The following is a 26,660-nucleotide window of genomic DNA, read 5'->3' on the forward strand; positions in this document are numbered from 1 at the left end:
GTGGAAGGATGGTTTTATGGTTGACGAGAACAGGAGCTATCTGGAGTCTGTGGTAGGGTTTGTGGGGGTGGTTGGCGGCTTGATCGCGATTTTTACCGGTGTGTATCAGTTATGGGAAAGTAATCAACAGGGGGTGCGCAATTTGCGCTGGGAGCAAGCCAAAATGGCCCGGGAAATGGTTAACAACATGCTTGCTGATGAAGGCTGGAAGGCCATGGAAATGATGGATTGGGATGATGACGGGCGCGAATATGAGATCAATGGTGAAAAGGTTCGAATCAATGCCGGAACTATCTATGCCGTACTGGAAAATCCGGTAAGTGATGCCAGGGCGAAATATATCGTGGACCGATTCGACCGCTCCTTGTTTTTAATCAGCCAATTGGAAATTGCTGTTCGCTCCAGCCTTGTCCAGATAGATGATGTGCGCTATCCGCTGAGCTGGTATGTAGGGCATCGTATGTGCGCTAAAAAGGCATTGTTTGAGGATTACATCAAAGAGAATGCCGCCCGGGAAACCTTGCAGTTTTTTGAGCGACTGGATGAGTGGAACCAGTGCCAGCGCTAAAAAATCCGCTGGCTTATCAGGCGTTGTAACAAAGACCAATCAATAAAAATACATCCTATAAAACAGGAAAAACGGCCAGCGGCCGTTTTTCCCATCCATTATTAGCGCTTGTAAGAGCACTTGTTAGGATTGCCACCTGGGTCAGAGCCAAAGGCTGCAACGGTACAGGCAATTGTGCCTGGTACAGAAACGCGCTTGGTTACCCACTTGCCTTTACGGCCGAACGCAACCCAGCCATCACCAGACTCAACAGAGCAGGTACCATTCAAGTCAGCACACTTGGAGAATCCGCTTGGATAATCACCGGTACCACTCAATACTGGGGCAGAACCTGCGGAGCTGCTGACAGCGGCAGAACTGCTTGATGAGCTGCTGGAAGAGGAAACAGCCACCGAGCTGGATGAACGGCTGGAAGATGACGAAGAGACCGGTGTAGAGGAGGTCGATCCACCACAGGCGGAAGACGTCAACTGGGCATTGTTTTTACCAACACCGGCGAATTGCTCCAGCTTATCCTTAACACATTGTGCGCTTACCGGTGAGTAGCTGTAAGGCAGGGAGATTGGGAAAGGCTGTGTTGTGGTCCAGTTGGTGGCATCAATGGTACCGCCGCTGCTCCAGGTGATGTTGTAGGTAGCAAAATCACCGGGATTGCGCACGTTGTTGTTACGCAGGTCCCAGAAACCACAATTGCTGCTGTCATAGCGGCAGGTGATCGGGTTCTTGGCATTTTGGAACCAGTTGCTTTCAATCAGTGCATAACCCGCCTGGCGCACGTTAATACCGGAATCGGTAATACCGTCGTACAGGTTGTTGTACACGTGAATCCAACCACCGCGTTGCAAGGGCAGGCGCGCATTCACATTGCGATAAACGTTGTGGTGGAAAGTGATCTTGCGGCCGCCAGCGATGTCACTGCTGCTGGAACCATCGAGGCCCACTTTCTTCACATCGTGGATGTAGTTGTAAGAGACAGTGATGTCCTGGGAGCTTTTCTTGATGTCGATTGCACTTTCAAATGTCAGGTCGCCATCGGGAGAACCTTTACATTCGTTGTTCACTGCAAACAGCTCGTTGTGGTCAATCCATACGTTCACACCGCTGTCGATACGGATCATATCAGCATCGTTATTAGCACCTGCCAGGGCACCAATCTTCATGTTACGCACAATCACATTGCTGGATTTATTGATAACGATACCGAAGTTGGCGGAAGAGCCGTTGGCGCCCTGGATGGTGACACCCTTGGTGAATTCCTTGATTTCTACATAGCGGTAAGCATCATTCCAGCGCGCCTTGGGACAGTTGCCTGACGAGTCAACGGTATGGTCGCGGATCACCTGGCTGATGAGGGCATCTTCGTTACCGGTGTAGGTAATGATAACGGGGTAAGCACCACCAGTGACTTTCTTGCCGTTATCATCCAGCTTGGCGTTGGCAATAATGGTGTTGATTTGCTCGTAGGTCGATGCGCTGAACGATCGAGCCCCTGTTACGTTACCGCCATCCGTCGTGGAGAAACCTGCGGTTGCGGCTGCAGATGCAGAGTTGCCAACAAGCAGGGCTGTGGCAAGGACTGCGGATTTGATAGCAAAAGGCAAACCTCTGAATACGTGAGTTTGAAACATAATTACAATCTCGTCTTAATTATTAAATTTAGGGACGGATTGACCGAGACCACGTTTGCACAATTTTATTGATGGAAAAGTGGGTAGGTAACGCCTTTTCCAATAGAAAGAATATTTTATTTTTATTCTCTGCCCGGTAGGCAGCTGTCTAAACCGAAGCGTAAAAACTCTTGAGTGAGGCACGACACAGATTACTTAACAGGTCGTGAAATCTATTCTGGCATTTATATGATTAAAAATCCAGATGACACACCTGTGTGAGTAATAGTTGTTTCCAATAGTTACAAACCTATATCCTTAAAATAAACAGCGACTCAAAAAGTGGGTGTTTCATCAAAATGTTACAGGTGTTACCAGGGGGTAAACGGATGGCAGGCAAAAAAGTTGTATTGATCACCGGTGGTGGACGGGGAATAGGAGCGGCGACAGCCAGGTTGTTTGCTCAGGAGGGGTATGCCGTTTGTATTAATTACAAAAGCCGATCTGAACCTGCGCACCAATTGAGGGATGAAATATGTGCCGGTGGTGGAGAGTGCCTGGCAGTGCAGGCAGATGTGTCCATAGAGGATGAGGTGGTGAATTTATTTGCGCGCATTGATGAGCATTTCGGGACTTTATCAGTATTGGTGAACAACGCCGCTATTCTCAAACAACAGTGCAGGCTGGAGTCTATGACAGCGGAGCGGATAAACAGCATTCTGGTCAATAACATCACCAGTTATTTTCTCTGCGCACGCGAAGCGGTCAAACGTATGTCAACCAAATATGGTGGTTCTGGTGGGGCTATTGTCAATGTGTCATCGGGTGCCGCACGGTCGGGATCGCCTAATGAGTATGTGGATTACGCCGCATCCAAAGGGGCAATAGATACCATGACCCGGGGGCTCGCCCTGGAAGTGGCCGGAGAGGGCATCCGGGTTAATGGTGTTCGCCCCGGTTTCATATACACCGATATGCATGCCGATGGTGGTGAGCCCGGGCGGGTCGATCGTTTGAAAAGCCGTATCCCCCTCGGGCGCGGTGGTTATCCCGAGGAAGTAGCGGAGGCCATTTTATGGCTGGCCTCGGATAAATCGGCATTTTCGACGGGCACTATCGTTGACCTGACGGGGGGACTCTAGGGTGGGTCAGGCGTGGCCAGGTATTAATCTGTTTAATACCCTCACCCTCAAAAATGCAATATTATTTCTTTTGTTGTTGATAATCATTATCATTTAAATTAGGATAACGCCTCAATCCATTGCTGATGGCTAATGCGGCTCTGTTTTTGAGGTGTTACTCCCTCCATGTGTCTTACCTCTTCTAAGTCCCCCATCGGGTTGCAACTCGAATGATGGCGAGTCGCCCGCTTCCCACAGCTTGGTTAATGATTAACGACTGCCCGTACAAATAGATCCGGTGAGGAATAGTAAATGGCAACCATAGGTTTGGTATTTGGAACAGATACAGGTAATACAGAAGAAGTGGGTGGAAAAATTGCAGAGGCCCTGCGCAATTACGGCTATATCGTAGAAATGGTCAATATTAGCGAAGCCTCACCAGAGGTGCTGTTGTCCTATCCGTTCCTGATTTTGGGCATTCCCACCTGGGACTTTGGTGGCATCCAGGAGGATTGGGAGGATTTTGAAAGTACGCTCCTGGCGCTGGATCTGAGTAATCGTGTAGTTGCACTTTATGGCTTGGGCGACCAGCGTGGTTACGGTGATTATTTTGTCGATGCGATGGGTTGGTTACATGAGCGTGTGGCGCAAGTCGGTGCCCAAATCATTGGGCGTTGGTCGACAGAGGGCTATAAATTTTCTGCCTCTCTGGCAGCGAATGATGACCTGAGTGAATTTTGTGGTTTGGCAATTGACGAAGACCAGCAATTTGAGTTGACCGATAGCCGGGTAAATACCTGGGTAGCGCAGATTGTGGATGAGTTTGAACAATTGGCGGTGGCTCTGTAAGCCGAAGTGCTGCCGATTCAATCTGCGGGATTTGGCGCAGGCCTAGGTAATCCAACCGGGATCATGTTTATGATTGATGCAGTAAGGGGACATTTATGAAGGGACGCACAGCGGGAAGAAATCACGTTGCTAAGGCGGATGCAATGCCAAGTGGCGTCAAGGCCGTCGAGGAGTGGTATCGGCAACAAAGCCTTGCCTGGCAGCAGATAATATCTCTGAATTGGCCCCGGGCGCTGGCTGAATATGAGCGCAGTTACACCTGCGCTGAATTCATGTTGCAGCAGGCGCCTTGCAAATGCTGTGCAGTAAAAGCCTATGTGCGCACCGTGGTGGAATATGCCCTGGTACTCCACAAGACTAACCAACAGCCTTTGCTCGCCCAGTTGCGGGTGATGTCCTTGCACAGCTTGCAGCCGATGTTGGGTATGGCGCATGCGGTGCAGTTGTTGAAGCCTTTGCGTGATATTCAGCGCGCTGCAACTGCACAGGTTGATCATTGGATAGGGCTGTTGCTGATGGCAGATGCGAAATCCGGATTAACGCATTAGCCAGACTATTACCCGGTGTCTCCGCATAGTTATTTTTTAGCAAAATTCCATCGTAAAGCGCTTGATAAATTGCATCTCTTGATAATAATAAACATCAAATGAAATTAATTCTCATTTAAAGGGGTGGGGTATGCGGTCACAGGAAATTACATCCATTGATGATATGGAACCTGAGTTAATGGTGTATTTGGCGCAACGTTTTGCGTCAGTGGAGTTTGCATCGAGAATCATCCAGGAAACGCGTCGACGCCTGCAGGAGGCAGACGTGATGGCGTTGGTAGGTGATCCCCAGGTGTATGTGTGTACCTTTGCCATGTCGGTAGGTCGGCAGTTACTGCACGATGAATATCGCAAAGCCTGCCATTAAGCAATGGAGGTCATGATGAACCGGGACTTTTGTGCGTTAAATGCGCGTGCTGTTGCGCCACTTTTTTGGCCCGATGTCGGTTTTTACGATCGTGCGGCCAGTCGCCTGGCCGCCTTGTTAAATGTTGACGGCGCCATACGCTTTAATCCGCTGATGGAGCGCTCCTATTTACGGGCCAATCGCTGGATAGATTTCCATTGCCTGGCATTCTTTGCGCATTATCCCAAGGCCATGGCGGTGGAATTGGGCGCAGGGCTGAGCACGCGTTTTCATCGGCTCAGTGAGCAGCATGAGTGGCCCCAGTTTTCCTGGGTAGATGTGGATGCTCCTGACATAGTGCAGTTGAAGATGGACGCCATGCCGTTAATTGATAATTACCAGTTAATCAGTAATACGGCATCGCCACAGGCTGTCGTCAATACCTGTGGCTGGCAGGGCACAACCCCCCTGTTGGTGAGTATTGATGGTATATCGCGCGAGCAAGACCATAAGGCCTGCCTGGCCCTGTTGCAGGAGTTACTCCGGTTGCGCCAACCCGGTGTGGAGATTGCGCTGTTATTGGCGGGCCAGATACACGAGCGCCGCAGCGGGTATAAGTCGTGGTGGCGTTTCTGGAAAAGGCAATCCGGAATGATTAACTGGCCACAGGTCATTGCCGGCCTGGGGGGCGAGATTAAACAGCTGGAAACTTTTCGTCCCGGTAAATACAGCTGCCAATCTGTGACCTGCATTTCTGCCAGCTTTAGTGAATGATGGTGTCGGGTTGGGCACTGGAAACCCAATCCCGGTGCCTGGCCTGAACTGTCTATCAACACCTGGCTCAAGCTTTTTATCCCACTGCCGACACAACTTTATTAAATAAGCCTTTCTGCTCTATCGCCAGTAGCCCTGTTTGCTGGTGATCCCCTATGGAGATGCGTTTATGCAAGTGACGGCCAATCCCCTATTGCCTGTATCTTCCCCCTTATCAACAGCGCCTGCCGCTGCCAATACCGGTCAGATCAGCGTATTGTCGGTTAACCCAATATGGGTAGAGGATCAGGTAAGCCTGGGGCAAAGGCAGGAGGCACCATCAACCTATGACAAGCCAGCGGTGGTTTATACCGGTTTGCGCGATACCAGTCCGCGTGGTTCCGCAGCAGCATCGGTTGGCAACAACCTGATCAGTTCGCTCAATAGTGTACGCAGCAAGAAAGCGCCCTTTATGGCGAGCAGTATTTTTAGCCAGATTGGTGCTTTGAGTGGCGAAACGCGCGAGTATCGCAACGAAGCGCGGCAATTCAGTGCTGCAGCCGATGCCGCTGTGGACAAACTCAGGCCCAATTTTTCGCTCTCTACTACGGCGTTGAAAGAATCCATCATGCTGGAGATCAGAACCCGCGATGGCGATTCAATCCTGATCGAGCTTAAACACAGCTCTGTCGGCAGCGATAGTGCACTGGCGTTTTCCATGTTGGTGGATGGCGAGCTGTCGCCGGAAGAGCAAAAAGCCCTGGGCCGTCTGGCGGACAAGCTGGGGCAGGTAGCCGATGAGTTTTTTCGTTCGGATACCGCAGAACTGCGTGGCCTGAAAGATATAGACACCAGCATTATCAGCTCTTTCAGCTTGAATTTGTCTCGCCCGCAGGGGGATACCCGTGTGACGCACACTTATGAATACACTGTGGATGAAAGCGCACAAACCCAAACCCTGACAGCGAAAGACATTAATGATTACTCGGTAGAGGTCACTGCCCATTTGCAGGGCTTGGCGACAGGCAAGCCAGCACACGCAGAAATCTTGCAGGCCTATGTCGACTTGATTAACCAATCCGCAGAGAATGCCGATACCAATAATAAATCCAAACGTTTTATGCGCGATGCGTTTAGCGCGGTGTTTTCATCGTTTATCGGATTGCCTGAGCCAACCGCAGAAACGCGTAAAAGGGATGCGATCCTGGCCGCATTTGATAGCGGTTTGCCGGATTTCAAAGCCAGTATTCGCTCTCCTGTTATCCATAATCCCAATTTTTATACCCAGGCTTCCTCATTGGTGTTAACACTGGAGCAGGAGACTCGCATTGAGCGCAGTAACCACCAATTATGGGTGGCGCAGGAGTCGCGCTACGAATTAATCAATAACCGTTTTGATGGTATGCCCGGGGTAACAGAAGGGCCGGATTTGGAGGGTGGTAATTACAGTTATATCACCCAACATGTCGTTGGCAGTATCAAGCGCTCCCTTGCCTTAACGGGTGACCGGGTGGATAGCCTGGTCCTGGAGCGCGAGCGCAAGGAAACCACAGAGACCCATGTGTTTAGCAATCATCGCCAGGTAAGTGTTGAACCCTACGAGCAGGAAACTCGTGCACTGCAGGATTATAATGTGCTTTTGCGCGCCCTGGATAATCCCCAGCCAATATGGGCATTGAATAAATTGGTGTCGCCAGAAAAAGAAATTTATTTTTTACAGTAGTTTCGCGTCTTCATTAGATAATTTTTTTCGTTCAATTCATCGTAATGGCTGATGTTATAAGCATGGGATGAAAAAGAAAGTTGGCACATTTTTAATAATGTCTATTCAGAAAGATCTTAAAACAGATATTTAAATATCTGTTTCTTGGGCAATAGAGCGTTTCGTTAATAACGCATTATTTTTATGGATTCTCTGTATAAACGAGAGTGTGCTGTTATTGTCGTGTAATAGGCATTTTTCCAAGTTAAATGCTATCGTTTTAAGGAGTGTTTTTTGGGAGTGTTGAGCGTTTCCTGCGTTTAAGGAGCTATAGGATGAAATACATGTCATACTTTCCCCGCATTATTTTTTCTCTTTTGGTATTTTCTGTCTCCATATCTATTCAGGCTGCAACTGTTAATGGTCACCTGGGGGTCACCGCGGTTGTCGGTGCGGGTTGCCAGGTTAACAACAGTAATGTGCAATCCGGCGTTGTGGATTTCGGCGCGTTGAATTTTGGCAGTATCAATACGCTTAACGCACAGCATATTGATGCAACAACCACAGGCTCGGGCAATGGCTCCATTGAGATGGAATGCTCTGATGGCACCAGTTTCACAATTAGCCTGGGTAATGGCTTGCACTACAACAATGGCAATCGCGCTATGGTGAATACCGGTTCACCGGGTGTCTTCCTGGCGTATGCGCTGTACCAGGATGCTGCGCGTACAATTCCCTGGAGCGACAGTGCTCCACTCACCGGGACTGCATCCGGTGCGCCGCAGGCATTTCATGTCTATGGGCGTATTCCGGGTGGGCAGTCGGGAATTTCTGCAGGTACTTATACGGATACTGTGCAGGTCGTTGTGAGCTGGTAGCTTTTCTGTGATCGGCTACAGCGATGAACATTGGCAAAGTTCTTTGCTGCTGGATGATCCCCGTGTGGGCGCAGACGGTATCGGCACAAAATGACTTGCAGGTAACTGCACCGGTAACCTTGGTGAGAGTCCAGATAGTCAATGGTTGTCAACTGAACAATCTCGGTTCGGGGGTTGTTGCGTTGGGCACGTTACACTTTGGCGATGTTTACGATCTGGATTCCCTGGTTGATGCTACTACCAGCCTTGGTTCCGGGAGTTTGCAAGTGCGCTGCACTCCCGGAACCAGTGCCAAGGTGACATTGGGCAGTGGCCTGTATGGCTCCAGTGTCAATGATCGCAAAATGCGCCTTGTCGATGGCACCGCAACACTTTCCTACCAGCTTTATACGTCTTCAACGCGGCAAACCATATGGGATGATGTCATGGGAGTCTCCCTGTTGTTTACCGACGACAATGTAAAATCCTTATCAATTTATGGGCGAATTCCTGCGCAGGTGACGCCGGCTGCCGGCCATTACTATGACCAGGTAGTGGTGACACTGACTTATTAACTGATAGTGCTGGTGTTGGATCAGGGACATTTATGGAAAATTTCAAGTGGTTGGTTTTGTGTTGTGTTTTGTTTGCTATGCCGGTACAGGCAACAAGCTTGGGGGTATGGCCTATTAATCCACGGATTGATCCACCGGAATCATCAACCAGTATATGGGTAAGAAATAATAGCCAGGATATGTCCGTGGTTTTACAGGTTCGTGTCCTGGCGTGGTCACAGGATGAAGATACCGATATTTACGCTATACAAAACCAGCTGGTTGTAAGTCCTGCCATGGCAAGGGTAGCTCCCGGTGCACAGCAGTTATTCCGTATCGTCAATCGCCGTGGTGCGGTAAAAGTAGAACAGCATGAATTGAGTTATCGCGTATTGATTGACGAGATTCCCCAGCCGGATAGCATCAATCAATCTACCTTGAATTTCCAGATGCGCTACTCACTGCCGTTATTTATCGGCTTTGCTGATATGGACCATAACAATATGACGGCTGATAAACAGCAGGTATTGGAAGCCGGTTTGCGCTATGAGTTGATTGATGGGAAAGCTCCGCGTCTGAGGATCCATAACCACAGCCGGCTTCATGCACGTATCAGCCATCTCAAGGTGGTGCGTCCAGGACAAAAAGATGCTGTGTTATTCAGCGGGTTGGTGGGGTATGTACTGCCGGATGCAAGCCAATCCTGGGACATTGATAAGGAGCGATGGCAGTTGTTGCAGGCAGCAGGTGCCTATCTGGTTTTTCAGCAGGAGCGACGGGAGTTGAAAATTGCCGTTAAGTAGCTGGTGTAAGCTATGCTGGCTTTCACCGCTGTTACTTGTGGTCTGCCAGGTAGTGGATGCAGCGGAAACCCTTTACTTGGAAGTTGTGGTTAATGGAAAAAATACGCACCGGATTATAGAGGTAATTCGCGATGATATGAGTTGGAATATTGCATCCAATGATTTGGCCGATTTGGGGATAAAACTACCCAAGAATACCGGCGTGCTATTTCGCCTGAGTGATTTTGCGCAGATAGGGATCGATTATGATGCGCAATTCCAGCGCCTTTTCCTGACATTTCCCAGTGAATTCCTGCCTTTGCAACAACTTCGTAATGAGCGACCGATAAAGCGATCAACCCAATTACAACGCGATGCGGGAGCCTTTGTTAACTACAACCTGTTAGCCTCTTCCGGTAGTGGCCGTAATCGCTATCTGAATGTGTGGCATGAAGGTTATTTATTTAACGAGGATGTACATTTGGTTTCTATGGGAATGTATCAACAAGCATTAGGCCAGGCACAGGACTCTGGTTATACCCGCTTTGAAACCTATGCCCAATGGGATAATGAGGATGCTCTTTGGCGTTTGGCAATCGGCGATGTCATTAATGCCGCGCCGGCGTGGGGCAGGAGTATACGTATGGGGGGGATTCGATTCGCGCGCGATTTTGCCCTTGATCCAAGCCTGATTACTTTTCCCTTACCGGAGTTTTATGGTGAGTCAGCGGTGCCATCCCAAGTGGATTTATTGCTTAATGGTAAAAGCTACCGGCGTGAACAGGTAGACCCCGGTCCTTTTTTGGTAAGTGCGATTCCCTATTTTTCCGGCGCAGGAACGGCGGACATTATTACGACGGATGCCCAGGGGCGCCAATTGAGCCAACGTGTCGATTTTTATGTGACTAACCAACTATTGGCCAAGCGACAATTGGATTACGACCTTACTTTCGGGTTTCGCCGTAACAATTTTGGACTTGATTCCTACGATTATGACAATCGCCCTGTATTTAGCGGCAGCCTGCGTTATGGTTTACATGATTACGTCACTCCGCAATTGCATCTGCAATCGGGTGAGGGATTATTGCTGGTCGGTGTGGGTGCTAATTTGCTTATGGGAAATATAGGGGTATTGGAATTGGCTCACAGTGTGAGTGACCATCATGATATTCGCGGTAAGCAAACGCTAGTGGGGTACAGTTACGCGCAGCGCTGGTTAGGTGTTTCCATGCGCTATACCCATCGTCACCAGGGGTATCGGGATTTGGGGGTACTGGATCAGGGTGTCCTGAACGATCAACAGTGGCAGGTGGGGTTATCTTTTTATGAGCCATCGCTGGGAGCGTTGGGGATTAATTATTTTCATATCCGGGACCCGCATATGGATGCACGCAGTTTTATGAGCCTGACCTGGAATCGCTATTTTGATCGCGGGTTTACAGCCTATTTCAGTTATACCAACCAGCTATATGGCCAGCGTGAGAAGGTGTTCAGCTTTTCATTGAGTTTTCCCTTCGGGAATTACAGTCAGGCAAGTGTTTCCGGTTACCGCAATCCCACGCGCGAATGGAGTAACCAGGTACAGGCGATGCGCAATGTGCCTTATGAAGGCGGTATGGGATGGCGTGTGGGAATAGATGATGGAAACCGGAATAATGCGTATGGTTCATGGGATTATCGTGCTGCCTATTACGATACATCTATGGGTTTTTATCGATTAATGGGCGAGGTCCAGTACCAGGCAGAGTTGGCTGGTGCCATAGTATTGATGAATCGCGACATCTATTGGGGGCGTGCAATAACAGATGCTTTTGCGTTGGTAGAAGCCGGACAACCTGGCGTACCGGTATTGGTTGGCAATAAAAAAGTGGGTGTTACTAATGAAGATGGAAAATTATTGGTGGCCGATTTGTACAGCTATCATGAAAACCGTCTCTCAATAGATCCTATGGACTTGCCGGTTAATGCCGCTTTGTCATCCGTTGAGCAAATAGTGATGCCGCGTCGCAAGAGCGGTGTGAATTTACAATTTTCGGTGCGTTACACCCGTCCGGTGTTGTTAGTCGTACAGGATGAACGCCTTCAACTATTGCCTGTAGGAACTGTATTAAGGGTGAAGGACACCCAGGATACTTATCAGGTTGGATGGAATGGCGAGGTCTATATTGAAAACCTGGTGGCCCCGGTTGAATTGGTATTTACGGAAAATAATTGCAGCCTGCAGGTGGTACCTCCTGTCGAGGATATTCCATTTCCAAGGCTAGGCCCTTTAACCTGTTTATCATCGGCAGAAGGGCATTCATTACCTTAACCGGGGGCATTTGATGAACTTCCTGCACGGGAAATGCTTGTGTGTACTCTCGATGGGAACAGGATTCCTGTGGGGATTTCCCGCTATGGCGAATTGCAGTGTGACCGCGGCGACCAGCCCCAGCCCAATTGCGTATGGCATTTATGCATCCAAAGCGGTAGTGCCAGGCGATTTGTCACCCAACGCTGCCGGTGTTGATGCCACGTTTAATGTAAGTTGCTCGGTTGTACTCAATTTATCCCTGTTGGGAACCAGCAGTTGGTTGCGCTATACCGCCATGCAACCCATGGTATTAACCAAGGGGAGCGAAACCATTCCTTACGTGATCGCCAGCAATGCGACATTTAACCCCGTTATTTCGTCGGTGGGCCAAGCCATTGGCGGCCCTACCGGTTTTCAATTGTTGAGTTTAATTGTCCTGGCCAGTGGGCAGATTCAGGTTCCTCTGCATATTAAAACCCTTCCTATGCTGTATTGGCCTGGTGCGGGAACCTATACCAGTAATCAGGTGCTATCAGTGGATGGCACCATTTGTACCGGGTTGGGAATTGGCGGTATTTGCCTGGGTACTTCGCCGGTTAACGGTTCGGTAACCGCTTCTATGAATTTGGTGGTGAGTAAAATGTGTGAATTTGCTACGACCAGTTCACTGGTTGATTTTGGCAGTGTCAGCTTTTTGGAACAGGCATCAACCATGCAGTTGCAAGTGTCGTTGCGCTGTAATGCGCAGGAAGATTATTTGCTGTATGCAGACAATGGCAACCATTATCTCAATGGCGATCGCTATATGGTTTCAGCGGGTGGTGAGCGTATCCGCTACCAGGTAGTAAACCCCGGTAATAACAGTCAGGTGCTGGAACAAGCATCCCCCCTGTCCAGAATTGCTACCGGCTATACCGAAAACTTACAGATTCCAGTGGTTATCCCCTCGGGCCAGGCTACTCCCCATGCAGGAATCTATACGGATAATGTGCGGATGGTGATTGAGTATTGAACGGGTGGCACCTGGCCACCCGGAGGTAATAATTACCGTTGTGCCTTCACATATTTCATGATGTTGACAAACGTGTCCGTCCAATAAATATCTTTGTTCTCTGCCAGGTATTTGAGAAGTTGCTCATGGGCTTCACGGGACACACTCAGATGGTCACCACCAACCCCATGGAAGGTGAAGTTAGCCATGGTGCCTTTAGCGGCCGCCTCTTTGACAACGGCAATGAGTTGTTCTCCTGTTACATTTGTAGGGAAATCGACGCTGACAGCATAGGGGTCGAGTGTTTCCATGTCCGGTGTGACGCCGCCACTTTTCGCCTTGATAGCGACAAACTCACTTTTTAATCCGTCGATATAGTTACTGCCGCCTGCGTTGAGATCAATACAGGGGGGAGTATAGGTGCGCTCGGTTTTACCATCGATGGCATGTAGAAAGCTATTGGCCACTTTTACCTGGTCTTGCATCTGGACCACACTCACTTTATCCAGGTCTCTGTCGACGGAAACCCACTCACGGCCGGGGCTGCTTTTGGCGCATTGGTGAAAAATACTGTGATTGCCCAGCTCATGCCCTTGCTTGGCCGCTGTGCGCCAATCTTCCAATCGCGTCTGCAACGATGGACTGGCCACACTTAAATAAAAGGTTCCCTTAAGGCCGTATTTATTAAGGTCGGGAATTGCATGGTCGAGTTGGCTATCCAGGGCATCATCATAGGCCAGGTTAACCGCTGCCTTGGCGCCCTTGGGCCAGGTGAAAGGTGTATCGGCGGCAAGTGCATGGGTACCCAGTGACATAAGACCGAAGCCGAATAGCAGATTGCAAAGGGGTTTTATCATCGTCGTTATCTCTTCATTTCTTGGGGTGATTAGCGGTTATTAACAGTGTGTTGCGTTTGCCTGGCAATATCTTGTCGTCTGGATAGCTGGCAGCGAAAGATAATTTATGTGACCGGAAACAGGATAGCGCCACTGTGCCTTTTTACAAATCTTGAGGCATAGCTGCCGGTGGGCGTGCAGTGGACTACACTAGCAATTGTCTATGGTTCGATGAGCAAGGCGGTAGTTATGTCCTTAAAAGAACTCCTTTCCCAATGGGAATCCTTCGCCCAGGGGCGATTGACCCGCGATACCTACGAAATCCACCTTTCCCTGGATGATGCCGCCAAGCTGAATGCCCTGGCGGAAATGTACCCCAAACGTACCCCCGAGCAGTTGTTAAATGAGCTGGTATCTGCGGCCCTTGGCCAATTGGAAGCCAGTTTTCCCTATGTACAGGGCAACCGGATCATTGCGACCGATGAGCTGGGTGACCCTATTTATGAAGATGTGGGCCCGACCCCCAGGTTCCTGGCACTGACTAACAAGTACCTGGAATGGCACCGTCGCCAGGGATAGTGCAGCCGGGCTTGTCCTCCTTCCTCCAGTGATATACTCCCTCGCCGATCCGGGCGCTGGTGCCCGGATCCTTGGTTTAGCCTGTCTATTTTTTCTATCGATCTAGTCGATCAAAGGACATTATGGAAATCTTTATCCTGTTGGGCCTTATTTTGCTCAATGGCTTGTTTGCCATGTCAGAAATCGCAATTGTGACTGCCAAAAAGTCCCGTCTTATGGCCATGGCTGCCAAAGGGCGCCATTCAGCCCAGGCGGCGCTCACATTGGCGGAAGACCCCACCCAGTTCCTCTCGACAGTGCAAATAGGCATTACTTCAATTGGCATCATGAGCGGTATTTTCGGGGAGTCTATCCTCGCCGAACCCTTTGCCATCTGGTTGCAGGGGTTGGGAATGCCGGCGCATTTCAGCGATAACTTTGCGACGGCCCTGGTGGTTGTGGTGGTAACGTATCTGTCGATTGTGATTGGTGAGTTGGTTCCCAAGCGCATCGGCCAGATTATCGCTGAGCCTATTGCCTGCTTTATGGCAAAACCCATGCAATTCCTGGCATTGGCAACCAAGCCTTTTGTCAGTTTGCTCTCGGGGTCCACGCGCACGTTGATGCGCTTGCTCGGGTTTAACCAATACCAAAACCAACAGGTAACTGAGGAAGATATTCACGCGATTTTGCAGGAGGGCTCCAACACCGGCATTATCGAGGCCCAGGAACATACCATGGTTAAAAATGTACTGCGCCTGGAAGATCGCAGTATTGCATCGCTGATGGTGCCCCGCGCCGACATTGTGTATTTGGATACGGAATTATCCCTGGAAGACAATTACCAGCGTGTTATCGGTTCTCCCCATTCCCGCTTTCCCGTTTGCCAAAAGAATACTGACAATTTACTGGGCGTGATTAATGCCAAGGAATTACTGTCAGCGGCTATTCGCGGTCAGGCGATTGATCTTGCCGCGATTGCCAAGCCTTGCCATGTGGTGCCCGAATCGTTAACCGGTATGGAGTTGCTGGAATTTTTTCGCAGCTCGCAAACCCAAATGGTATTTGTGGTTGACGAATATGGCGTTATACAAGGATTGGCGACGTTGCAGGATTTGCTTGAGTCACTCACGGGTGAGTTTATAACGGGGGATGGCGAAGATGCTTATGTTATTCGCCGCGATGATGGCTCCCTGCTACTGGACGGAATGCTGTCAATTGTCGATTTGAAAGACTGCCTCGGCTTGGATGAATTGCCAGAAGAGGGGAGTTATCAAACACTGAATGGCTTGATGATGTTATTGATTGGCCGTATGCCGGTCACCGGTGATAAGGTGGAATTGCAACGGTGGCAATTGGAAATTGTGGATATGGATGGCCGCCGTATTGATAAGGTATTGGCGTATTTGCTGGATTAAAAAACATCATGATGCAAACAACAAAGGCAGCCGGGGCTGCCTTTGTTGTTTCTTCACTCAGGGTACGTGGTTACAAGGGTGGCGGTGCTATACACAGGGAGTGAACCCTGAGGTTCGATAGCGCACCCAATACCGCGGCTTTTTCAATCTCAACCTCATCGAACTCGGTGGTGGTGTTCATAATCACTAACTGTTTGGTGGCATCACCGGTGAGGTTCAACAACTGCAGGCTTAGCAAACCAAGGCTGGCACTGCTTTGTTGTTGCACACCATTCAGGTAGGTTGTGATCTCCAGAGAGTTCAGCAGGCTCAGGTCAAGCAAGCCGACGGGCAGTGACACCAGGAAACCGACACGCTTGTTACCGGTATAGCTGGTCGCTGTATTTTCTACACTGGTCCAGACCGATGCAGCCACGGCTACCGGTGTAGAGATGGTGGCGTAATCGGTCAGTGATGTGGTGATCAGGTTATTTCGATTTGTGACACCGCATCCGATACAGAGTACGCCGCGCAAGCCTGAGTCGGTAGTCAGGTCGTTGCCAACAATCGGCTCGAACAGTTTGCCGGATTCGCAGGCTACGTTCTCGACAGTGTCGCACGCATCGCCAATACCATCACCGTCAATATCCGATTGCGACGGGTTGCTCGTGGTGGGGCAATTGTCGAGTGCATTCAGGATACCGTCGCCATCCATGTCATTATCACAGGCATCACCGATACCGTCCCCGTCAATATCCGCTTGCGATGGGTTAGCGATTGTCGGGCAATTATCCAGTGCGTTGGCAATACCATCCCCATCGCTGTCGTTATCGCAGGCATCGCCCACACCGTCGCCATCTGTGTCCAGTTGATTGGCGTTGGCAATGAGTGGGCAATTGTCCACGGCGTTGAGTACGCCATCATTGTCGATATCCGGGTCGCACGCATCGCCAATACCATCCCCATCCGTGTCTGTTTGCAACGGGTTAGCAATCAGCGGGCAGTTGTCCAGGGTATTGGCAATGCCATCGCCGTCGGAGTCGGTTAGCGGATCGCAAACATCACCCAAGCCATCACCGTCGGTGTCCAGCTGATCCGGGTTGGGATTGAGTGGACAGTTGTCAACGCCGTTTGCAATGCCATCACCATCGATGTCGTTGTCACAGGCATTGCCGATGCCATCGCCATCGCTGTCCAGTTGATCCGGGTTTGCAACGAGTGGGCAATTGTCAAAGGCGTCATCAATACCGTCACCATCCGTGTCGGTATTGGCATCGCAGGCGTCACCAATACCATCCGCATCTGCATCCGCTTGTGTCGGGTTGGCAACCAGCGGGCAGTTGTCCAGGCTATCGATAATGCCGTCGCCATCGCGATCATTGTCACAGACGTCGCCTATGCCATCACCATCCAGATCAGCCTGGTCGGCATTGGGCGTCATTGGGCAGTTATCGATAGCATTGGCGATACCATCACCATCCATGTCGGTATCACAGGCGTCACCGAAGGCATCACCATCCAGGTTGGATTGGCTGGCGTTGGCAACCAGTGGGCAATTATCGACCCCGTTGAGTACGCCGTCGCCATCGCTATCGGCATCGCAGGCATCACCAATACCATCGCCATCCAGGTCGGCCTGATCCGGGTTGGCAACAAACGGGCAGTTATCCGTGGCGTTGTCGATACCGTCACCATCGCTGTCGGTATTGGTGTCGCAAGCGTCGCCAATGCCATCGCCGTCAGTATCTGTTTGCAGCGGATTGGGTACGCTCGGGCAGTTGTCGATGGCGTTGATGATGCCATCGCCGTCGCGATCGTTATCACAGGCATCGCCGATACCGTCATTGTCCTGGTCGTGCTGATCCAGGTTGGCAACCAATGGGCAATTATCCAGGGCGTTGGCAATGCTATCGCCATCGATGTCATTGTCGCAGTCATCGCCAATACCATCGCCGTCCAGATCTGCCTGGCCGGGATTGCTCACCGACGGGCAGTTGTCCAATGGGTTAAGGATGCCATCGCCATCGCGGTCATTATCACAGGCGTCACCAATACCATCGCCATCCAGATCGGCCTGGTCACTGTTGGCAATCAGGGGACAGTTGTCGAGGTTATCCGGAACGCCATCATTGTCATTGTCGTTGTCACAGGCATTGCCAATACCGTCACCATCACTGTCGGCCTGGTCCGGGTTGGCTACTAATGGGCAGTTGTCGAAGCCATCGTCAATGCCATCACCATCGGAGTCGGTATTGGTGTCGCACGCATCGCCAATGCCATCCGCATCCGCATCGGCCTGATCGATGTTGGATACCAATGGGCAGTTATCCAGGGCATTCAGGATGGTGTCGCCGTCAATATCCGGATCGCAGGCATCGCCAATGCCATTGCCGTCCAAATCGGCCTGGTTGCTGTTGGATACCAGCGGACAGTTATCCAGGCTATTAATGACGTTATCGCCATCGATGTCGTTATCGCAGGCATCGCCGATACCGTCGCCATCCTGGTCAGCCTGGCTGGGGTTGCCAATCGCCGGGCAGTTGTCGAGTGCGTTCAGGATACCGTCACCATCCAGATCGTTATCGCACACATCACCCATGCCATCACTGTCCGTATCCAGTTGGTCTGCGTTGGCAATCAACGGACAGTTATCGTTGAGGTTGAGTACACCATCGCCGTCGCGGTCGGTGTCGCAGGCATCGCCGATACCGTCACCATCCTGGTCGGCCTGGCTGGGGTTGGATATGGTGGGGCAATTATCAAGTGCATCGTCAATACCGTCACCATCGGTGTCCGTATTGGCATCACAGGCATCGCCAATACCATCGCCATCCGTATCCAGTTGCGTTGGGTTGGCAACCAATGGGCAGTTATCCACATTGTTATTAATACCATCGCCGTCGCGGTCGGTATCGCACACATCGCCGATGCCGTCACCATCCTGGTCGGCCTGGTCACTATTGGCGACTAATGGGCAATTATCCAGGGCATTGAGCACACCATCGCCATCGCGGTCATCATCGCAAGCATCACCAATTCCATCGTTGTCCTGGTCCGCTTGATCGACATTGGCAACCAGTGGACAGTTATCTGCACTGTTGTTAACACCATCGTCGTCAGTGTCGTTATCACAGGCATCACCAATACCGTCATTATCCAGATCCAGTTGGTCAGGGTTACTCACAGCAGGACAGTTGTCGCTGGTGTTATTTACACCATCTCCATCCAGATCATTATCACAGGCGTCACCGATACCGTCGCCATCCTGGTCGGCCTGGTCTGCATTAGCGATGGTTGGGCAATTATCGGCAGCGTCATCAATACCATCGCCATCCTGATCAGCGGCTACTGAAGAGGAAGACGATGAACTGGTGTCTGCACTGCTTGATGACGACAGGTCTGTAGAACTGCTACTTGCAGAAGAGTCCGATGTTGATGATGCACTGGAGTCTGTACTGCTCGAAGACGAGATATCCGGTACGCTGCTGACGGAAGAGTCCGATGATGAGCTGGAGTCCGCACTACTTGAGGATGACAACTCTACAGAACTGCTGCTGGCAGAGGAGTCAGATATTGATGAGGATGAGTCAGCATCTGAACTGCTTGAGCTTCCAGTAGCGTCAGAAGTTGAAGAGGATGAATCTTCACTGCTTGAAGACGTTACTACTCCTGTACTGCTTGAACTTCCAGTAGCATCAGAGGTTGAAGAAGATGAGTCTGTACCTGCACTGCTTGAGCTTCCTGTAGTGTCAGAGGTTGAAGAGGACGACCCTGTATCTGCACTGCTTGATGAGGTCACTCCCCCCGCGCTGCTTGAGCTTCCAATGGCGTCCGATGTTGATGACGAAGAACTTCCATCCGCACTGCTGGATGAAGTAGGAATCACAACAACGATAGATGACGTTGAGCTACTGGAACTATCAACAACACTGCTGGTGGATGACATCGAGGATGACGATGAGGATGAGCTGTTATTGGAATCGCAAGCGTCGCCAATACCATCGCCATCGGTATCCAACTGATCCGGATTGGAAATCAGTGGGCAATTATCGGTGCTGTTGTCAACACCATCACCATCCGTATCCGTGTCACACAGGTCTCCGATACCATCATTATCCATATCGGCCTGGTTGGCATTGGGTGTTGATGGGCAATTATCGAGGGCATTGATCACACCATCGCCGTCGCGATCATCATCACAGGCATCACCGATGCCGTCGCCATCGCTATCGGCTTGGTCAGAATTGGCGATGGCCGGGCAATTGTCGATACCGTCGTCAACACCATCGCCATCTGTGTCTGTGTCGTTATCACAGGCATCGCCGATACCATCATTATCAGAATCCAATTGATCGGCGTTGGCAATTAACGGGCAGTTGTCGTTGGCATTATTAACACCATCACTGTCTTTATCCGAGTCGCAGGCGTCACCGATGCCATCGCCATCCGTATCAAGCTGATCAGTATTGGCAATCAATGGACAGTTATCGCTGGTGTTATTGACGCCGTCGCCATCAATGTCAGCGTCACAGGCATCGCCTATGCCGTCGCCATCGGTATCCAATTGGTTGCTGTTGGATAGCAGCGGACAGTTATCTGCTGCATTGGTAATGCTGTCGCCATCCCTGTCGTTATCGCAGACATCACCAATACCGTCATTATCCTGGTCAGCCTGGTCCGGGTTGCTGATTTGCGGACAATTATCAACGGCGTCATCAATGCCGTCGTTATCCGTGTCTGTACTTGTATCGCAGGCATCGCCGATACCGTCATTATCGGTATCCGCTTGATCCGGGTTAGCAATCAGTGGGCAATTATCCGTGGTGTTATCGACATCATCACCATCGCGATCTGTGTCGCAGGCATCACCTATGCCATCACCGTCCTGGTCAGCCTGGTTGGCATTGGCGACGCTGGGGCAATTATCAGTAAAGTCCGGTATACCGTCACCATCCTGGTCCGGTAATTCACCGGGATCTATCGGTGGTGTTGATGAAGAGGATGCAGATATAACGGAGGACGAGGAAGACGTGGTTGCGGATGAGCTACTGGAGCTATCTGCCGCACTGGTTGCTGTACTGGAGTTGGTTGCACTCACTACCGATGAAGAGCTTATGCCGTCGTTAGGGTTTTTGGGAAAACCCTTATTATCACCACCACCGCAGGCGGTTAAACCTGCAAGGGATACGATTAATAATAGTGCCAAATTTTTCATGGTGTCACCTTAATGGGCAGGGTTATATCAATGTCCGTGTATCTGCTGGCTATTGCTGATAATGAATTCCACTCGCCGGTTTTGGGCTCTGCCTTCTTCGGTGGAATTGTCGGCAACAGGTTGATCTTCCCCCATGCCAAAGACTTTGATTCGGCTCAGCGATACACCTTTGCTGTTAAGGTATTTGGCAACTACATTGGCCCGTGTTTGCGAGAGGCGTTGGTTGTATTCTTCAGAGCCTTTTGAATCTGTGTGCCCAATAACATTGACGTAAAGAGAAGGGTCTTCAAGCAACACATCAATGACAGGTTGAATGGCTGCCGTATTGCGAATTTCGCTTTTATTAAATTCAAACAGGGCGCCACCCAGGTTTTCATCGATCACAATACGCTGTTCTGTCACCGGCTTTTCAACAGGGGGCGGCGGTGCTTCGACAGGTTGATAAACAATGACCGGCTCGGGTTTGGCGGGCTTGTGTTTGCGCAGTGGGAAATTCCAGATGAGCGCCAGCCCCAACTTATTGGGGCTGGCCTTGCCCATGAGGTTATTGCCAATTCTGTCGATATATTGATATTCGATACGTCCCTTCCAGTGCTCGGAGATAATTAATTCGAGGCCTGCTCCCAATAGGGGACTGACACCGGTATCGCTAAAGGAAACATTCTGGCCTTTGGCCTTCGCATCCCAATAAGCGGCGCCAACTTTTCCGTACAGCGATAAATTTTGGTAAATGGGATAGGCGTATTTTACGGATATGTCTATCTGGCTGAGATCGCCATCCAGGTGAGCATTCGAATAGGTTGCTGTTGTGTCACCTATGTCATTAAAAGAGGTTTCAATTGCCCAGCGCGGGTTAATGTCGTAGCCGATAAACAGTCCGTATCCTGTATCGGATTTGTCGCATTTCAGGTGGTTACTGCTACAAGAGCCCTCATTGTAAGAATAACCGGCCCTGATCCCTACATAGATACTGGTTTCCACTTCCTCCCTGGAGTTTGCGGCAGCGTAATAACTGGTGATTGTGCTGATAGCGCACAATAAAACGGTAAATAAGCGCTTCATAATAAGCCTCTTGGGGGTGAGCAGTGCCCTGGCAATTGAATGCCATTTATAATTCGGGAAATAAAATACCTACCGGGCTATTGCCGGTTTTTCCACGGTTGGGTTGGCCGTGTTTTTTACGGGTTAACTGGTCGAATTAAGAAGGGAAAGGGTGAGTTTTTTGGACGATAAAAAAGACGGGTAAATGAGAGGTGTTTTATTCATGGCTTGCTCCATTACAATCCAGATTGCATTAACGCTACATCAGTTACTCTGATGTCCTTCCAACTTTCTATAACGGTACTGCCTGAGTAAAAGGCTAGTTAATAATCAATTTGCCGCAAGCGCTTTTATATAATGAGTTTGGATAAGAAAAATAATAAAGACAAGGGAATGATTGGTTGAGTGGTTTTTTTGATGAGTTGTGTGTCAATGGTGTCATTTCTTTTTTTTTATAAAGAAACATCCCTGTTTTATCGTGGTAAAAAAATTATTTTTACGGATTTTTTTAGTGGTATTAGGCGTCCTTATGGCGCATGGGTTTATATAAAACAATAAACAAGCCCGATAATAATAAAAGCATAAGGTGAATGCTGCCCCCACCACCTCCGCCTCCATTGCTGGTACCTGTTGTGTTATCCGGTTTGGTATTAACGATAATGCTACTGCTACTGCTACTGCTACTGCTACTGCTACTGCTACTGCTATGGGTCGGTGTAGGCATATCTACCGGAGTGGTGTTTGATGTGCTGCTGGAAACCGAAAGGCTGGATGACACACTGGACTCGGAACTGCTGGACAGCGAGCTGGATGAGTCTGTGTCATGGATATAATAATTAGCGATCTGTGGCGCTGTGATATTGAGTGTGTAGGCAGAGTCGGCACCATTAACGAGGTCGTCGCGCGAAACGCCGCAGGGTAGGCCCTTGCAGAGCAAGTCGGGGTTGGAGAATTTGTACACTTTTCCGGTCCAGTAATCGACGTTGAAAGTGCTTTGATACGCCATGATGGTAGCAAAAACATTTTGTTCGCCATGCCCCAGGGCATAACTGAATGTGCCGCCTTCTCCATCCTGCTTACGTGAGTGGCGCAACCCCATGTTATGGCCCAGCTCGTGTGCGGTAGAAAAATCACCGCAGGTATTAATAGGAATATGCGAGTACATATAATCCTTATTGTTAACCGGGGAGAAATCACCCTCTGAACCCATGCCTCCGACCCAGGCCTGGCCACAGCTGCCATGGCTGTTTTTGAAGGGACGATAGAAGATCACCATATCGGCTTTGAGCGATTGGCGCACAGCTTCTATGTTTTTAAATGCGTCGACACGGGCGAAGGTAATATCCTGCAATGCAGTTTGGCCATCATTGTCATCGGTGTAATCCACCATCAATGTTCCGGCCAGCCGGATTTCAAGGTCGACCTCGCTGTCGCTATAGATTTGGTTGGTGAATTGGAACAGCTGGTTGATTTTGGATTCGGTCGCATCTCCATAAATATCTCCGACACCCTGGGTATACACCACCAGCACATCAATGATGTTTGATGCCGCTGATGAAACCGGGCTGAAGAAAAATAACAGCGTGCTGAGCAACAGATTGAGTGTGTTCAACAAAGTACGCATAGATGGTTTCTCTCATAAATTTTCCATCCCTGTCGTGTTAATGCAGCAGTGCTGCGGTTCAGGTCGATGCCGGGTACTGCTGGCGATTTTTTCGGGCAACAAAAATCCCCCGCCGGGATCTGTGTCTCGGAAAAAAATGGGCGGGAGTGATTACCGGAGAATCAAGCGATGGCAGTGCGTCCGGCATTTGCAGGGCACAGCGATACACTCAGGAGTCCTTAGGATTCCCGGGGCTTTCAAAGGGATGAAATCAGCAGCAAGAGCCTTTTGTGTGAGTGCCTTGTTTCAGGCATCCTTTTCTGGAGAGCAATTCAGTAACGCCAGGTATGTCGTCGGATGTATCACTGCAACATAACAGGATAAATCTGGCTTCATCTCTCATGGTGTTCCCTAAAGCTAAAATCATTCTAGATGATTAATGTGCCATCGGCAATGAGTAAAAATACTCTTAAGTTATTGTAAAGGTTGGTTTTTCTCTTATTCCATTTTTTATTTTTTGGCGTGCGTTTCGTTTGCGAAGTGTTATTTTTTATAGCGTATTGTTCATTACATAAAAGTATTAATAATTATTTTGTAATAAAAATGGTTATATTGTCTTTCGGTAATAGCGTCCAAACAGCGATTGCGCTTATTCCCGAAGATAATTGCGTAGCGCTAAGCCATGTCATTTATATGTGTATGGATACTGCGCAGGCGATGATGGAGATTGCCCGGATATGCTTCAGCGGGTCCTTACCAATAGTGGCCCAAGCAGTGTCAGTGCAAGCGCCAGGCGCGGTGCATATACCAATAACAAAGCCAGGATAAACACGCTGGCACTGAGCAACCCACAAAACCATACCAGGCCGTTACCAGGCCCCTTTAAATAAATACACAGGATTGCGCTGGTGCAAAGCAGTAGCCAACCAACAAGGCGCAACCATTGTTGCTGGCGTTTGCTGGAGGGCTGCTGTGGCCAGAGTTGCTGCCAATGGCGCGGCATAGCGACACAGAGCAGGGTAAACGCGCAATAGGTGAGAAACAGGGTGATCAGCATCAATGGGCAGCCTCGGTAATATTGGCTTTTATAGAGGGAGCGGCCGGTAGTGGCTGTGGTGTTTTTTCTTTAAAACGCAACGCCGCGGCGGCAAAGGCCAGGGCCGTTAGCAGGAAAGCGCCATCAAACGCAGCAAACAACCAGTCTCCCTGGGCCAGACTGTATGCCAGGTGTTTATCGGTAGTGAGTGCATTGACGAGTGGCAACAGCGCCCAGGCAGCCGCCGTAAACCACAGCAGCTCGCGCCAGCAGCGCTTAATTCGCACGAAAAAATCACTGCGCTGTAACTTGCCCCGCACCAGTGGGTAGAGCAGGGCACATCCCAGGGTGATAAACATGGTGTGTACTTCCCAGGTACTGCGCGTTGCCATCTCCACAGGCAGCAGGCGATTGGCCCAGAAGTAGGCGGCGATTGCCAGTGGCAAACCCACAATCATGCCGGGATTCAAGCATTCCACCAGGCGGTGGCCCAGTTCTGGTGTCGCAAGGCGCAACTGTTGCGGGCGACGCTTGCTGGTCCAGAGTACCAGCCCTGTGGCAATCATGGCTGTTCCCAGCAAGCCGGAGAAAAAATACAGCCAGCGCAGGCCAATGGAGGCAAACAGCCCTTCATGCAGGCCGAGCAGGGCATCGCGTACAACCAGGGGAGCTGACGCCGGGTCGCTTGCGTCGCTGCTCAGCAATTCACCGGTCACACCGGAGAACACCAAGTCTTCGCCCGAGCGGGAAATCGACGTGTTTTGCCGCGCGATAATGACGCGTGCATTGGCATCGCCGGGGTTGCGTATATCGATATAGCGGACTTCCTGTTCCCCTCCCCAGCGCTCAGCGGCTATGGCCAGCATATCGGTGAGGGGTTTCAGCGGGGCCGCCTGGCTGGCGGGCTCTGCAACCAGGGCGCGGTTGGGAAAGGCCTCACTGAAAAAAGTATTGCGGGCGTTATTGTCGGTGCCATAGCTGCTGGCAATGATCAACGGCATATAGGTCACGACAAAAAATACCAGGCCACTGTAGGTAATCATCAGGTGGAAAGGCAGGGCGACCACACTGAGCAGGTTGTGCATATCCAGCCAGGAGCGCGGGCCTTTTTGCGGGCGGAAAGTGAAAAAATCCTTAAAGATTTTCTTGTGGATAATCACACCGGTCACTATGGCGACCAGCATAAACATACTGCAAATCCCCACAATCCAGTAGGCCACACCGGTTGGCAGATAATGCAATGCATAGTGCATGCGATATAGCGTTTGGCCACCGCCGGTCGAGCGGGTTTGCAGCTCTTCACCGGTACTGGAGTCCAGCAATTGGTTGCCAGTGACACCGCGTTTGCCTTCCTCCCCTGGCAGTTCCCAGAAGATGCGCAGGTTAGGCGCATCGCGGTTGGTGGCAGGGTTGATAAACCAGCGTTTGGCGCCGGGTGCCTGTTCTTCCAGGTGCGCTTGGGCAAGGTTCAGGCTTTGGCTGACAGAAGCGGTATCGCGGGGAAGTTCGGGTTTCATCCAGCGGTCAATTTCGGTATCGAAGTAACCCAGGGTTCCGGTGAGGAAAACAAAGAAGAGAATCCAGCCGACAACCAGGCCGCCCCAGGTATGAACCCATGCCATGGATTGGCGAAATCCGCTTTTCATGGTTTTACTCCGCTGATTGACAGTATCCAGACCACTAAGCCCAATGCCAGGGTGGGGATTATCAGCCCCAGACAGGCTTTGCGTGTGGAGCGCACCGAAAATACCCAGAGGATGGCACCCAGGTAGATTGCAAAACTGAGCAGCAGGCTGGTAACCACGACTTCAGCCCTGGGTATAGGCAGGATCTGCGTCAATAGAATGCCGGCCAGGTTGGCAAAGGCATAGCCAACCAGAATGGCGACCAGGAGGCGCAGGGTAACTTGCCAGCGGTAGCGGGCATCGGGAGACAGGGTTTTTATCGCTTGCAGGGCTTTCATGGCTTGATAGTGCAGAAAGTGTTATGGATAAGTGGGGAGC

The 26,660-nt window shown here is 50.4% G+C and carries 22 protein-coding genes; 14 read left to right on the plus strand and 8 right to left on the minus strand.

Features of this window, described 5'->3' with window-relative positions:
• The first annotated feature begins 16 nt into the window (after positions 1–16).
• Positions 17–568, plus strand: coding sequence for a hypothetical protein (locus CJA_RS06255; RefSeq protein WP_041551199.1), 552 nt, complete (start codon positions 17–19; stop codon positions 566–568).
• Positions 569–669: 101 nt separating this feature from the next.
• Here CJA_RS06255 and CJA_RS06260 read toward each other — a convergent pair whose 3' ends face one another.
• A complete protein-coding gene (locus CJA_RS06260; protein WP_012486914.1) occupies positions 670–2,196 on the minus strand; it encodes a pectate lyase family protein in 1,527 nt (508 codons plus the stop codon).
• Between the two features lie 368 nt (positions 2,197–2,564).
• Here CJA_RS06260 and CJA_RS06265 point away from each other — a divergent pair, with 368 nt between their 5' ends.
• The 11 genes from CJA_RS06265 to CJA_RS06315 all read left to right on the plus strand — a co-directional run bounded on the left by CJA_RS06265 (position 2,565) and on the right by CJA_RS06315 (position 12,992).
• Positions 2,565–3,317 (plus strand): SDR family oxidoreductase, encoded by a 753-nt coding sequence (locus CJA_RS06265; protein ID WP_012486915.1) that lies wholly within the window; start codon positions 2,565–2,567, stop codon positions 3,315–3,317.
• Between the two features lie 291 nt (positions 3,318–3,608).
• Positions 3,609–4,145 (plus strand): flavodoxin, encoded by a 537-nt coding sequence (locus CJA_RS06270; protein ID WP_012486916.1) that lies wholly within the window; start codon positions 3,609–3,611, stop codon positions 4,143–4,145.
• A gap of 95 nt (positions 4,146–4,240) precedes the next feature.
• Entirely contained in the window at positions 4,241–4,693 is a 453-nt protein-coding gene (locus tag CJA_RS06275) for a hypothetical protein (protein WP_012486917.1), read from the plus strand.
• Between the two features lie 130 nt (positions 4,694–4,823).
• Positions 4,824–5,060, plus strand: a complete 237-nt coding sequence (locus CJA_RS06280; protein WP_012486918.1) for a hypothetical protein — start codon at positions 4,824–4,826, stop codon at positions 5,058–5,060.
• Between the two features lie 12 nt (positions 5,061–5,072).
• Positions 5,073–5,813 (plus strand): class I SAM-dependent methyltransferase, encoded by a 741-nt coding sequence (locus CJA_RS06285; RefSeq protein WP_158304055.1) that lies wholly within the window; start codon positions 5,073–5,075, stop codon positions 5,811–5,813.
• Between the two features lie 139 nt (positions 5,814–5,952).
• Positions 5,953–7,515 (plus strand): hypothetical protein, encoded by a 1,563-nt coding sequence (locus tag CJA_RS06290; RefSeq protein WP_238526834.1) that lies wholly within the window; start codon positions 5,953–5,955, stop codon positions 7,513–7,515.
• A 323-nt stretch (positions 7,516–7,838) separates the two neighbouring features.
• A complete protein-coding gene (locus tag CJA_RS06295) occupies positions 7,839–8,372 on the plus strand; it encodes a Csu type fimbrial protein (protein WP_158304056.1) in 534 nt (177 codons plus the stop codon).
• Between the two features lie 23 nt (positions 8,373–8,395).
• On the plus strand, positions 8,396–8,926 hold the full coding sequence (locus CJA_RS18610; protein WP_012486922.1) for a Csu type fimbrial protein: 531 nt from the start codon (positions 8,396–8,398) through the stop codon (positions 8,924–8,926).
• A 32-nt stretch (positions 8,927–8,958) separates the two neighbouring features.
• On the plus strand, positions 8,959–9,708 hold the full coding sequence (locus tag CJA_RS06305) for a fimbrial biogenesis chaperone (protein WP_012486923.1): 750 nt from the start codon (positions 8,959–8,961) through the stop codon (positions 9,706–9,708).
• A gap of 136 nt (positions 9,709–9,844) precedes the next feature.
• On the plus strand, positions 9,845–11,998 hold the full coding sequence (locus tag CJA_RS06310; RefSeq protein ID WP_148208815.1) for a fimbria/pilus outer membrane usher protein: 2,154 nt from the start codon (positions 9,845–9,847) through the stop codon (positions 11,996–11,998).
• An 85-nt stretch (positions 11,999–12,083) separates the two neighbouring features.
• Positions 12,084–12,992 carry a Csu type fimbrial protein gene (locus tag CJA_RS06315; RefSeq protein WP_041551205.1) on the plus strand — a complete coding sequence of 303 codons (909 nt, stop codon included), beginning with the start codon at positions 12,084–12,086 and terminating at the stop codon, positions 12,990–12,992.
• A 32-nt stretch (positions 12,993–13,024) separates the two neighbouring features.
• Here CJA_RS06315 and CJA_RS06320 read toward each other — a convergent pair whose 3' ends face one another.
• Positions 13,025–13,828 carry a polysaccharide deacetylase family protein gene (locus CJA_RS06320; protein WP_012486926.1) on the minus strand — a complete coding sequence of 268 codons (804 nt, stop codon included), beginning with the start codon at positions 13,826–13,828 and terminating at the stop codon, positions 13,025–13,027.
• Positions 13,829–14,056: 228 nt separating this feature from the next.
• Here CJA_RS06320 and CJA_RS06325 point away from each other — a divergent pair, with 228 nt between their 5' ends.
• Together CJA_RS06325 and CJA_RS06330 are read left to right on the plus strand one after the other, a co-directional pair.
• Complete coding sequence (locus CJA_RS06325) at positions 14,057–14,386, plus strand: hypothetical protein (protein WP_012486927.1); 330 nt, start codon at positions 14,057–14,059, stop codon at positions 14,384–14,386.
• Positions 14,387–14,508: 122 nt separating this feature from the next.
• Positions 14,509–15,783: a hemolysin family protein gene (locus tag CJA_RS06330; RefSeq protein WP_012486928.1), complete on the plus strand. Its 1,275-nt coding sequence runs from the start codon at positions 14,509–14,511 to the stop codon at positions 15,781–15,783.
• A 70-nt stretch (positions 15,784–15,853) separates the two neighbouring features.
• Here the strand turns inward: CJA_RS06330 and CJA_RS19990 are convergent, their stop codons facing one another.
• From CJA_RS19990 to CJA_RS06370, 6 genes are all read right to left on the minus strand, one after another.
• A complete protein-coding gene (locus CJA_RS19990) occupies positions 15,854–20,977 on the minus strand; it encodes a thrombospondin type 3 repeat-containing protein (protein ID WP_012486929.1) in 5,124 nt (1,707 codons plus the stop codon).
• A gap of 27 nt (positions 20,978–21,004) precedes the next feature.
• The gene (locus CJA_RS06350; protein WP_012486930.1) at positions 21,005–22,039 is read right to left on the minus strand and encodes an OmpA family protein; all 1,035 of its coding nucleotides are present in this window, start codon (positions 22,037–22,039) and stop codon (positions 21,005–21,007) included.
• A gap of 496 nt (positions 22,040–22,535) precedes the next feature.
• Entirely contained in the window at positions 22,536–23,642 is a 1,107-nt protein-coding gene (locus CJA_RS06355; protein WP_012486931.1) for a zinc-dependent metalloprotease, read from the minus strand.
• Between the two features lie 721 nt (positions 23,643–24,363).
• Positions 24,364–24,678: a DUF3325 domain-containing protein gene (locus CJA_RS06360; RefSeq protein WP_041551206.1), complete on the minus strand. Its 315-nt coding sequence runs from the start codon at positions 24,676–24,678 to the stop codon at positions 24,364–24,366.
• A complete protein-coding gene (locus tag CJA_RS06365) occupies positions 24,678–26,303 on the minus strand; it encodes a PepSY-associated TM helix domain-containing protein (RefSeq protein WP_012486933.1) in 1,626 nt (541 codons plus the stop codon). The genes CJA_RS06360 and CJA_RS06365 overlap by 1 nt, the downstream gene beginning before the upstream one ends.
• Entirely contained in the window at positions 26,300–26,620 is a 321-nt protein-coding gene (locus CJA_RS06370) for a DUF3649 domain-containing protein (protein ID WP_012486934.1), read from the minus strand. Before CJA_RS06370 ends, CJA_RS06365 begins: the two co-directional genes overlap by 4 nt.
• Positions 26,621–26,660: the final 40 nt, after the last annotated feature.

The organism is Cellvibrio japonicus Ueda107 (assembly GCF_000019225.1).
GTDB lineage: Bacteria > Pseudomonadota > Gammaproteobacteria > Pseudomonadales > Cellvibrionaceae > Cellvibrio > Cellvibrio japonicus.

Excerpts from the sequence above, each read along its gene's own strand:
- CJA_RS06325 (WP_012486927.1), top strand. The coding sequence starts at position 14,057 with ATGTCCTTAAAAGAACTCCTTTCCCAATGGGAATCCTTCGCCCAGGGG.
- CJA_RS06265 (WP_012486915.1), top strand. The coding sequence starts at position 2,565 with ATGGCAGGCAAAAAAGTTGTATTGATCACCGGTGGTGGACGGGGAATA.
- CJA_RS06350 (WP_012486930.1), bottom strand. The coding sequence starts at position 22,039 with ATGAAGCGCTTATTTACCGTTTTATTGTGCGCTATCAGCACAATCACC.
- CJA_RS19990 (WP_012486929.1), bottom strand. The coding sequence starts at position 20,977 with ATGAAAAATTTGGCACTATTATTAATCGTATCCCTTGCAGGTTTAACC.
- CJA_RS06280 (WP_012486918.1), top strand. The coding sequence starts at position 4,824 with ATGCGGTCACAGGAAATTACATCCATTGATGATATGGAACCTGAGTTA.
- CJA_RS06320 (WP_012486926.1), bottom strand. The coding sequence starts at position 13,828 with ATGATAAAACCCCTTTGCAATCTGCTATTCGGCTTCGGTCTTATGTCA.
- CJA_RS06310 (WP_148208815.1), top strand. The coding sequence starts at position 9,845 with ATGAGTTGGAATATTGCATCCAATGATTTGGCCGATTTGGGGATAAAA.
- CJA_RS06365 (WP_012486933.1), bottom strand. The coding sequence starts at position 26,303 with ATGAAAAGCGGATTTCGCCAATCCATGGCATGGGTTCATACCTGGGGC.
- CJA_RS06315 (WP_041551205.1), top strand. The coding sequence starts at position 12,084 with ATGGCGAATTGCAGTGTGACCGCGGCGACCAGCCCCAGCCCAATTGCG.
- CJA_RS06260 (WP_012486914.1), bottom strand. The coding sequence starts at position 2,196 with ATGTTTCAAACTCACGTATTCAGAGGTTTGCCTTTTGCTATCAAATCC.
- CJA_RS06255 (WP_041551199.1), top strand. The coding sequence starts at position 17 with ATGGTTGACGAGAACAGGAGCTATCTGGAGTCTGTGGTAGGGTTTGTG.
- CJA_RS06330 (WP_012486928.1), top strand. The coding sequence starts at position 14,509 with ATGGAAATCTTTATCCTGTTGGGCCTTATTTTGCTCAATGGCTTGTTT.
- CJA_RS18610 (WP_012486922.1), top strand. The coding sequence starts at position 8,396 with ATGAACATTGGCAAAGTTCTTTGCTGCTGGATGATCCCCGTGTGGGCG.
- CJA_RS06370 (WP_012486934.1), bottom strand. The coding sequence starts at position 26,620 with ATGAAAGCCCTGCAAGCGATAAAAACCCTGTCTCCCGATGCCCGCTAC.
- CJA_RS06285 (WP_158304055.1), top strand. The coding sequence starts at position 5,073 with ATGATGAACCGGGACTTTTGTGCGTTAAATGCGCGTGCTGTTGCGCCA.
- CJA_RS06275 (WP_012486917.1), top strand. The coding sequence starts at position 4,241 with ATGAAGGGACGCACAGCGGGAAGAAATCACGTTGCTAAGGCGGATGCA.
- CJA_RS06360 (WP_041551206.1), bottom strand. The coding sequence starts at position 24,678 with ATGCTGATCACCCTGTTTCTCACCTATTGCGCGTTTACCCTGCTCTGT.
- CJA_RS06270 (WP_012486916.1), top strand. The coding sequence starts at position 3,609 with ATGGCAACCATAGGTTTGGTATTTGGAACAGATACAGGTAATACAGAA.
- CJA_RS06295 (WP_158304056.1), top strand. The coding sequence starts at position 7,839 with ATGTCATACTTTCCCCGCATTATTTTTTCTCTTTTGGTATTTTCTGTC.
- CJA_RS06305 (WP_012486923.1), top strand. The coding sequence starts at position 8,959 with ATGGAAAATTTCAAGTGGTTGGTTTTGTGTTGTGTTTTGTTTGCTATG.
- CJA_RS06355 (WP_012486931.1), bottom strand. The coding sequence starts at position 23,642 with ATGCGTACTTTGTTGAACACACTCAATCTGTTGCTCAGCACGCTGTTA.